General features: G+C 64.3%; 11 protein-coding genes. 7 read left to right on the plus strand and 4 right to left on the minus strand.

The annotated features are described in order from the left end of the window. Positions 1-10: 10 nt before the first annotated feature. Positions 11-1,195, minus strand: coding sequence for an epoxide hydrolase family protein (locus tag ACWDOP_RS00145; protein ID WP_456343151.1), 1,185 nt, complete (start codon positions 1,193-1,195; stop codon positions 11-13). Between the two features lie 331 nt (positions 1,196-1,526). Here ACWDOP_RS00145 and ACWDOP_RS00150 point away from each other — a divergent pair, with 331 nt between their 5' ends. From ACWDOP_RS00150 to ACWDOP_RS00165, 4 genes are all read left to right on the plus strand, one after another. Further along, on the plus strand, positions 1,527-2,138 hold the full coding sequence (locus tag ACWDOP_RS00150; RefSeq protein WP_456343152.1) for a lipocalin family protein: 612 nt from the start codon (positions 1,527-1,529) through the stop codon (positions 2,136-2,138). A gap of 618 nt (positions 2,139-2,756) precedes the next feature. Beyond that, positions 2,757-2,939 carry a hypothetical protein gene (locus tag ACWDOP_RS00155; RefSeq protein ID WP_456343153.1) on the plus strand — a complete coding sequence of 61 codons (183 nt, stop codon included), beginning with the start codon at positions 2,757-2,759 and terminating at the stop codon, positions 2,937-2,939. A gap of 76 nt (positions 2,940-3,015) precedes the next feature. Beyond that, on the plus strand, positions 3,016-3,537 hold the full coding sequence (locus tag ACWDOP_RS00160; protein ID WP_456343154.1) for a sigma-70 family RNA polymerase sigma factor: 522 nt from the start codon (positions 3,016-3,018) through the stop codon (positions 3,535-3,537). Positions 3,538-4,221: 684 nt separating this feature from the next. Then, positions 4,222-4,950, plus strand: coding sequence for an ATP-binding protein (locus ACWDOP_RS00165; RefSeq protein WP_456343155.1), 729 nt, complete (start codon positions 4,222-4,224; stop codon positions 4,948-4,950). Between the two features lie 243 nt (positions 4,951-5,193). Here ACWDOP_RS00165 and ACWDOP_RS00170 read toward each other — a convergent pair whose 3' ends face one another. Next, on the minus strand, positions 5,194-6,210 hold the full coding sequence (locus tag ACWDOP_RS00170; protein WP_456343156.1) for a YdcF family protein: 1,017 nt from the start codon (positions 6,208-6,210) through the stop codon (positions 5,194-5,196). 488 nt (positions 6,211-6,698) lie between these two features. Then, a complete protein-coding gene (locus ACWDOP_RS00175; RefSeq protein WP_456343157.1) occupies positions 6,699-7,178 on the minus strand; it encodes a DUF1801 domain-containing protein in 480 nt (159 codons plus the stop codon). A gap of 333 nt (positions 7,179-7,511) precedes the next feature. Between ACWDOP_RS00175 and ACWDOP_RS00180 the strand changes: the two genes are divergently transcribed. Together ACWDOP_RS00180 and ACWDOP_RS00185 are read left to right on the plus strand one after the other, a co-directional pair. Then, positions 7,512-7,739 (plus strand): NUDIX domain-containing protein, encoded by a 228-nt coding sequence (locus tag ACWDOP_RS00180; RefSeq protein ID WP_456343158.1) that lies wholly within the window; start codon positions 7,512-7,514, stop codon positions 7,737-7,739. After that, complete coding sequence (locus ACWDOP_RS00185) at positions 7,736-7,864, plus strand: hypothetical protein (RefSeq protein ID WP_456343159.1); 129 nt, start codon at positions 7,736-7,738, stop codon at positions 7,862-7,864. The genes ACWDOP_RS00180 and ACWDOP_RS00185 overlap by 4 nt, the downstream gene beginning before the upstream one ends. Positions 7,865-8,033: 169 nt before the next feature. Here ACWDOP_RS00185 and ACWDOP_RS00190 read toward each other — a convergent pair whose 3' ends face one another. After that, positions 8,034-8,462, minus strand: coding sequence for a hypothetical protein (locus ACWDOP_RS00190; protein ID WP_456343160.1), 429 nt, complete (start codon positions 8,460-8,462; stop codon positions 8,034-8,036). A gap of 225 nt (positions 8,463-8,687) precedes the next feature. Between ACWDOP_RS00190 and ACWDOP_RS00195 the strand changes: the two genes are divergently transcribed. Beyond that, positions 8,688-8,867, plus strand: a complete 180-nt coding sequence (locus ACWDOP_RS00195; protein ID WP_456343161.1) for a DUF6342 family protein — start codon at positions 8,688-8,690, stop codon at positions 8,865-8,867. The last annotated feature ends 198 nt before the right edge of the window (positions 8,868-9,065 follow it).

The raw sequence follows: 9,065 nt of genomic DNA on the forward strand, positions 1-9,065 counted from the left end.
GCGGTCTCGGCTAGCGGGCAGCGGCCAGTACCTCGGCCAGACCCCGGCGCACATCCTCGACGAAATAACCGGGGACCTCCATCGACGGAAAATGCCCGCCGTGCTCGGGGGCGTTCCATCGCACGATCCGCCGGAAACGCTGCTGCGCCCAGGGGCGCGGGCACTTCTCGATATCGCGGGGATAGACGGTGAGCGCGGCAGGGACATCGACCCGCAGCTCGGGATCGAAAGTGTTTATGCCGCCGTGGCTTTCGTGGTAGATGCGGGCCGCCGACGCGCCCGTGCGGGTGAGCCAATACAGGGTCACGTTGTCGAGCAGGCGGTCCATGGAAATGGTCTCGAACGGGCTGTCGTCGGTGTCGGTCCACTCGGCGAACTTGTCGAGAATGAAGGCGAGCAGGCCGACCGGCGAGTCGACGAGCGAGTACCCGATCGTTTGGGGGCGGTCCGCCTGGAGCTTGGCGAACGCCGCGCGCGGGCCGGTCCAGAACTCGCGGGTCGACTCGACCCAGTCACGCTCGGTCGCCGTCAGTCCGTCGGTTGTCAGCCCGGGCGGCGCCTGCGGGGTCAGGGTATGGATGCCGAGAACCCGCTCCGGGTACCTCGCACCCAGGATCGTGGTGACCACACCGCCCCAGTCACCGCCGTGAGCAACGAACTCCGGATAGTCGAGCCTGGTCATCAGATCCACCCACGCCGCCGCGATCTTCCCGACTCCCCACCCGGTGGTTGCCGGGCGCTCGCTGTACCCGAACCCCGGCAGCGATGGAACGACGACATGAAATGCCGGTGCGCCCGCGTTCGCCGGATCTGCGAGTTCATCCACCACATCGACGAATTCGGCGACGCTACCCGGCCACCCGTGCGTCATGATCAGCGGTGTCGCGTCGGCGCGCGCGGATCTGCGGTGCAGGAAGTGAATGCCCACGCCATCGATGGTGGTGCGAAATTGTCCGATGCGGTCGAGCCGCTCGTCGAACGATCGCCAGTCGTACTTGGTGCGCCAGTAGTCGACGATCGCACCAATGTCGGCGAGCGGGACGCCCTGCTCCCAACGGCCGGGCGCCGACTCGGCCCGGACCGTCTCGGTCTCGGGGAACCGCGCCGCTGCCAGTCGAGCACGCAGATCGTGCAGCTCGGCGTCCGCCGTGCGGGCTCGGAACGATTGCACGCCGACCTGGCCGGGTGCGGCCATGGGACCTCCAGGTTCTCGGGGAACACGCTGACGGATCGAGTCCAAGGTGCGATACCCGCCCCTCGCGCCGGAAACGAGCCGATGACCAGGTTCACACGATCCCCCGGTGGACATGGCCGACCTACCGGGCGTGCGGTGAAGACGCCGGTGCCGCGAACTCGGAGCCCCCGAATCGCAGGACAGTCGAAACGGAGTTATGGATGACCGCTTCGCACTGGACGGCTCAGAGGGCAATGGATGACCACGTATTTGGATCTGCCCCGATGCGAGCAGTGCATCGTTCTTGCATCGATTGTGGCTAGGATGGCCGCATCGAACAAGGAGGAACGTCATGGATCTCGCTCGCTCGACCGCCGCACTGACCATGCTGGCCACAGCGGTAGCCGTGGGCCTGTCCGCACCGGCCTCGGCCACGCCGCCCGCACCGGTTCCGCAACTGGAACTCGACCGCTATCTGGGCACCTGGAATCAGCTGGCCGCCATACCGCAGTTCTTCAACCTGGTCTGCGCGCGCGACACCCGCGCCGAGTACGCCCTCGATGCCGCCGGTGATGTTTCGGTGCGCAATACCTGCACTACCTGGGGCGGAACCCTGAACGAAATCCGCGGTACCGCAACGGTCAACGATGCCGACACGGGCGCACAACTGCACGTCAGCTTCCCCGGCGTGCCCACTCAGGACATGCGATACGGCCCGACGAACTACATCGTCACCGCCCTCGGCGCCGACTATTCATGGGCACTGGTCACCGACCCCTACCGGTTGTCCGGCTTCGTTCTGTCGCGGACAACGGCACTGGCCGACGACCAGTGGGACCGGGTACGCACAGCCATCACAACCGCCGGCGAAGATCCCTGCCTGTACCTGACCTCACCAACCACGGGCGGGCTACAGAACATCGCTCCCCTGTGCACGAGCCCGGTACCCGCTACCCCTGCTTGATGATTGCCACACCAGGACCACAGCGCCGGTTGGAACCTGCTTCGGCACCGGCCCGGTCCGGCACGATGTGCTGCCAGGAAGTGGTCGGATCTTTCGATCCTTCGATCTCCACGAGAATCGTTGCAGCAGCACACAAGACGCAGCAGGATCCAAGTTGACACTGGCGAGCGAGGACCTCGCGGCCCTGCTCGAATCGTCGCCGCCGCGGCGCTGCTAGACCTCTGGCTACCGTGCAGTAACCGCATGTGTGGGGTCGATCGCCCCTGACCGAGAGTGCCAGACGGAGCTATTTCCCTGCGCTGAACATGAGTTCGATCTAACCTGGCTGCGGGCACCCCCGACCCTCGAAACTTCTCTGCCCGGCCGTAGCCATGCACCCGGTTATCGCCGGGCAGTTCGATGGGTGGGGATGTTCGGGGCCGCATCGCCCAAGTGCGGCACCCGAAGACCGGCCTGCAACCGATCCCCGGGCTCTACCGCGATATCCATCGACGGGCGTGCGAGGTCCCTCTTCCGCGAGAGCCGACCCCGCGCCCGTCGATGGCGTGTCCAGCATATTCACGCGAACCCCACCGCCCGCGCGCTTTCGGCGGGGTTCCCCGGCCTGGGTGGGTTGAGATGACCGCAATACCGAACACCGACACCGGCGCATCGCGCCTGCTGGTCCAGATCCTGGACCGCTACGACACCCTCGAGGAATTCCTTCGCCATATCCGCGCCGCAATGGACGCCCCGACCGACGAACTCCCCCGCCAACCGCCACCGACCGCAGCGAATGGACGTCACGCGCTGCGCGAGTGAGGATCTCGGGCACCGGCGGACAGGTACCAGGCGCCCGCGAGATACCGATCACATCGCGAATTCCCCAACCGGAGGTTTGAGTGAGCTGAACGCGGGAAATGTCCTCCTGCCCCTGATCGAAACCGCCTCGAGGAAGCCGACATGCCAGCAGATCACCGCCGCGGTCCCTCTGCTCGCCCAGCGGCTCGATCGCGATCCCACCGCCCGTGAGATCGCAGAGCACCTGGGGGCCGACCTGGTCGAGGTCACCCAGGCGTTGATCGCGAACAACGCCTACAAGACCGACTCCCTGGACGCGCAGGAGACCGCTCACGGCGGCGAAACCCTCACCGCGATGGTCCCGGCTGCGCTCACCTCGATCGAACAGGCCTACGAGTTGATGGAGGACTCGATCAGCGTCGGCCCACTCCTGGCCCAGTTGCCCGCCCGCGACCGGCACATCCTGATCATGCGGTACGGCCAGGAAATGAGCCAGGCCGCAATCGGCAAGGCCCTCAACATCTCCCAGATGCAGGTCTCCCGCCGGCTCACTCACATCCTGACAACCCTGCGCTCCCAAGCTCAGGAAGACACTCTTCCCGCCCTGCGCATCGCCTGAACGAAACACCTCCACATCGGCGCGGTCCGGGAAGGCCACCCCAGCCGGTGGCAACCCGGACCGCCGAACCCACCGAACCAGCCTGCGGGTGCGCGGGCGCGATACCCGGCGACCGACACGAGCGCCGGTGCTCGTCGGCCACACCGAGCACCTGGGGGTGCGTTGTACGCGCACCCGGCTGGATCTGTTCTCGGCCCGCCCAGTGCTGCCCCACCGGGACATCCATACTGAACCATCGACACTTCATCGTTGAGTCGAATCGCCCTCACACGGCACCGATTGACAGTCACCAGCCGGCGGGGCACGAATTGACCGCTGCGAGCAGCCATCCCTGATCCCTTCGTGATCGGAACCGCTGATGCCGTTGCGACAATCGGCAGGTCCCGCCAGACAGTTACAGTGTGGACTCACGACAGCGGCATTCACGGCTGCGATATGCGGTTCTTCGACGAGCGCATGACATTCGGCGTCGAGAACCTCGCTCCCACATACGCACCCGATAGTCACTGCCCGAGCAGCCCTGTCCAGCTGTCGGAACAGTAGGGCGTGTTGCAGTCTCCCTGATGCGCGGCCATGTGGTAGCGGCCAGGTTGCTTGTTATCGCGTCGCGGTGATTACGACCGTCAATCTGGGTATGCGAAAGGTGGAGCGAATATCAATTCCATACGTCGGAGGTGATCGATGATGACCGATATCGATCGAACGCGATTGCGCCAGCGCCGAACCCGGCCAGGCGGGGACAGAGCCGCTGCCCCGGTGCCGCTAGCGCTGACCGTGCAGGGTGTGCCACAAGAGATCGCGAGCGTGCGCCATCAACTAGCGGTGTGGCTACGGGATATGAGTCTGGACCCCCAAACGGTTGATGACATAGTGCTCGCCGCCAATGAAGCGGTATCGAACGCGGTCGAGCACGGATATGCGCACAGCGCAGGAACAATCGAACTGCGCGCACGACGCACCCTCGCCTTGGTTGCGATCGAGGTCCGCGACCATGGCTGCTGGAAGACACCGCGTCCTGCGGCGAATTCTGTACGGGGGCGCGGACTGGAGTTGATGCGGGCCCTGATGACCAGGGTAGAGCTCGTAGCCGATCACAACGGCACCGTTGTTGTGATGCACCGCAGAATCACGTCGGCGGATGTCTCGGTCGCGGCTATGACGCCTGCGGTCAGTGACAGCTCGATGCCTCTCGCGACTCGAGGAGCGGCAGCCGAACACGGAACCAGGCAGCGGTGGCGCGTCCGGGCGTTCGGGGACGCGCCGATGTCGCGTGATCGAGTCGAGGCGGCTGTGCGGGCGGGTGGCTTGCACGCCCGGCTCGGCGAGGAGCTACCCGCGCAACTGGATACCGGTTGCGTACCGTGGAAGTTCCTGTCCGGCATCACCGGTACCGCATCGAGCACCCCCGCGTGACGGGCTCTGAACATCGGTACTTCTCGCGCCTCTCGACCCCGCACCGGCACTGAGATGCGGATCTTCGAGGTCCCTGCGATACCCGCGAGCGCGCGAGAGGTCCACGTTCGGATTGGGGCCGGCTGCATGAACACCACGTGCCCGAGAATCAGATCGCTGATCTGATCCTTGCCGCGTGCGAAGCTTGGTCGAACGCGATCGAACACGGGCTGCAGCAGCCCCCAATGGTGTAGGCGCAGCGATTCAGAAGCTTGTGGGAACGGAGCCGGTGGCGAGCGCCAGAACAAGAGGTAGGGCCACCAGGAGTAGGCAAGCGGTGACGTTGGTCCACTTGTAGGCGACGATGATCGCCACGAATTCGCGAAAGACCGCGCTGGGCAGGTAGTAGAAGGCGGTGCGCGCGCCGGTTACCTCGGCGTTCAGGTTCAGTCGCCGGGCCAGAATTGCGGTGCGCAGCACGTGAAAGTTGCTGGTTACAAGCACCATTCGAGTGGACACGCCACGTTCGCCCAGCAGTCGCTTGATGAACAGCAGGTTCTCGCGAGTGGTGGTGGACTGATCTTCGGTCTCCACACTCTCGGGTGGTACCCCGCGGGCGATGAGATACTCGGCCATCGCGGATGCCTCCGACACAGCCTCATCGGCACCCTGGCCACCAGAGGTGATGATGACCGGGTGTCGGTCGGCCGCGACTTCTTCCCAATAGATGTGGATCGCGCGATTCAACCGGCTGGCGAGCAACGGTGGAACTTTCGCACCCATCAATCCGCAACCGGGCACGACAATAGCGTCCATTCCCGGCTTGTATGGCATCCACCCATAAAGCAGTGCATACAGTGCAAAACTCGCAAATACGAAACCGAAGTATCCTGTCCCCAACACCAGAGGCGCCAGCGCGACAGATCGAAGATGGCCCGTGACCGCGGCAACGCCCAGTAGCAAATAGGGAAGCAGCAGTACCACACCCGGCCCGATCGAAAGCAGGTTTCCGGTGCGCGCCCCTTCGCGGCGAACCATCTCCCTGCCGTTGCCGATCAGTAATCCGGCGAGGAACAGCACCACGAGCGGCGACAACACGATCAGCAGGCGCACCAACGCCAAGACGAGGTCGCCCTCATCGCCACCTGTGCCGGCGGCCCACACCCCGGTGCAGGCCAGCCCCGACATCAGGTAGATGCCATTGCTCACCCTTCGCCTGTCCATATGAAACCGCACAGCGAATACGCCCAAAAGAACCAGCCCGAGAATGAGCAGAATCACGGGGCAACCTTAAAGCACCCAGCGGCCGACGTCCATCTAAGGTTTATGTCCGTGCACCGTCAGGGGAGCGGGGCCGAACCCGGCAGGGTGATGCGAGACCAAACCGGCTCCAGGTTTCACACGAACCTCTGTCATGGCTACGCCGGCTTTGATCGGATTTCTCCGGGGGGATTTGATCACCGGGATTTCTCCGTACATTCTTCCGACCCTGCGCAGGGAACCAGCACGAGGCGCGCCGACCGGTGGACCTCCTCACCACCGGCCGGCGCCCGGGATATCACGCCCGGCATCGACCAGCGCGTCGCAGTGCACGTCACCACCACGAAACTCGCCGCAGAGGCAGCAGTGACATAGAGTCGCTACATCACGCTGCCGCGGTTACGCTCACCCGTCGGCCGGACTCCTCCGACAACACGTGACAGTTGAATACGAGTCCTCACCAGTCCGGTAACCCTTGCCAAATTCGTCGGCGCACTGTCCCTATCCGGTCAGCTCACAGACTGTTCGACCAGCCCGGCGAGCGTCTTCCAAGCCTCCTCGGTCGGCTCGATCAGGGCGTAGGAGGTCGACCACAGGCCACCGGCGTCGTCGAGGTTGGCCTCCGCGCTGAACCCGAACGTCGAGTACCGCTCCTTGTCGGTTTGACCACTGCGGAAGAAGCACACGACCTTGCCCTTCCTGGCGTAGGCGGGTTGGCCGTAGTACAGCTTCGGTGCCAGCTCGGGGGCGGCGGCGGTCACGATCGCGTGCACGCGTTCGGCCAGCACACGATCCGATTGCGGCATCTGCGCTATCTTCGCCAGCACCTCCGCCTCGTCAGCGGCCGCCTTGTCCTTGCCTCGAGTGTGCCGCGACTGCGCTCTCAATTCGGCGGCGCGCTCTTTCACCGCAGCGCGCTCCAGATCGGAGAACCCCTCCACCGCGGAGGCTTTCTTTCCCTTTCCACCGGACTTCGATGCGGTAGCCATGCTTGCTCCTCTGCTCACGATTTATCGTCTGATCTGCTCGATCGGCACCCACGCTAGTTACCGCCGGGCAGCGGTGCTTCTCGATTCCTGACCGGTGAGCAGAGACACGGCGACACTGTCTACGCCGGTGTGGTCGTCGACATCGATGGCGCGGTGTCGCCGATGCCGATGCAGCCACACACGCAGGACTCGGCCGCCTCGGCGCTCACCGCCGCGCGGTATGGGGCCGGACGCGGAGCTGGTGGCAGATGACCGCCACGTCATCGGCCACATCCCCGCCGAGGTGCGCCGCCTGCTCGAACTCCTGGGCACCGGCGAAGCGCCGCACCTGGATTGGGAGGAGCCAGGAGCTGCTACACCACTCTGCTGGACGCAACCCTGCTGGGCGGCATGCTCGAACAAGGCGAGACACCCGCTGAATGCGTGCGCCGCGAGATCGAAGAAAAGATCGGCGTTGCCCTGGACGCGGATCTGATCGAGCACTACGCCACCCGCGACTGCGTCTTCGGGATCGAACCCACTTCTTCTGCGCAGTCCCGGACCTCGATATCGACACCGTGACCTTGACAGAAGGCCAAGGACTGCGCTGGTTCGGCGAAAACGACGTGGCGGCAACGCAACTGGCGTACGCCGACAACGAGATCCTCGCCCGGCTCTTCGCCGACCGACGCACTCCGGTCGCATAGGTTCCTGCATCAGGAATGGGTTGTGGCATTCCACGAACAAGGTTGTGCCACAGCCATTCCGAACCGAATGACTGTCGGATTCGATCAGGGCGATACCTAGCTCGGCGAGTACCTGACGGGCGAATCGATGTCATCGTTGCCCATCTACCCGACCCACTCCGGCTTGCGATTACTCGTCGAGCAACAATGCCGCGACCGCCTCCGGGGCTTCATTCATCGCATCGTGGCCGGTGGGGAGTTCGTGGACCTGCCAACCGGGATCGGCGTCGAGTCGGGTGCGGAGTTCGGTGAACGGCGTGTGGTCCTGCCATCCCGAGCAGTAGACGAACTCCCGGCGGGGCACCAGGTCGACGGCGCCGGTGAGCCGGATCGTTTGCAGGAACGAGGCGAGGGGATGGGGACGGCGGCGGGGATCGCCGCCGCCCGGCGGCCGGACGGAGTAGCCGGTGTCGGCGGCGCCGGCCGCGATCATTTCGCGGAAGTACTCGTTCGCCGTCGACCACCACGCGCCTCGTACGCCCAGGAGCCCTTCCAACCGCCGGGTACGAGAACGAAAGTCGTCATGAGTCTCCTTCTTCTCTCGGACTTCGAGGAACAAGTCGAGGAGCCCCGGTCTTGTTCCCACAAGGTTTTCACACCCTTCGACCCCGCACTCTTGTGACGGCAGGGACCTTCATGCCGAGCAGTGCCATGTCACTGCCGAGCGGTGTCACACTCACTCGAGTTGCGTTGGCCGACAACTGATTTCACTCAACTTTTCGTTTGACTCGGAAGATTCTGACTTGTTTCTCATACCCTGCGACACGCGCTCGAGACAGGAATAATGCTGCGCTGCAACCGAATTGGATCTCGGTGCGGTCCGCGCGAGATAGTTGCTCGAAGGATCTTCTTCACGACCCACCACGGCCCCCAGAAGAAGATCATCGCGATCCTGGACTCCAACGGTGACCTCTACATCGCGGGCCGTGTGATCGCCGGGCAGACCGACCTGAAGTACGCCTGACCTGCGCGACACACCAACGCCCGGTTGGTTGCCGGTACACCGGCAGCCAACCGGGCGCTTCTCGTGTGGCGGCGGTGTCGATCGACGGCGGGTGATCAGAGGCAGAGCGTATTCGCGCCGGAAAGATTACCTACATCTCAGGCTTGCGCTCATCTGGCGAGCGTGGTACATAATATCTATGCCAGATACAAGAGATTA

The organism is Nocardia sp. NPDC003693 (genome assembly GCF_053981095.1).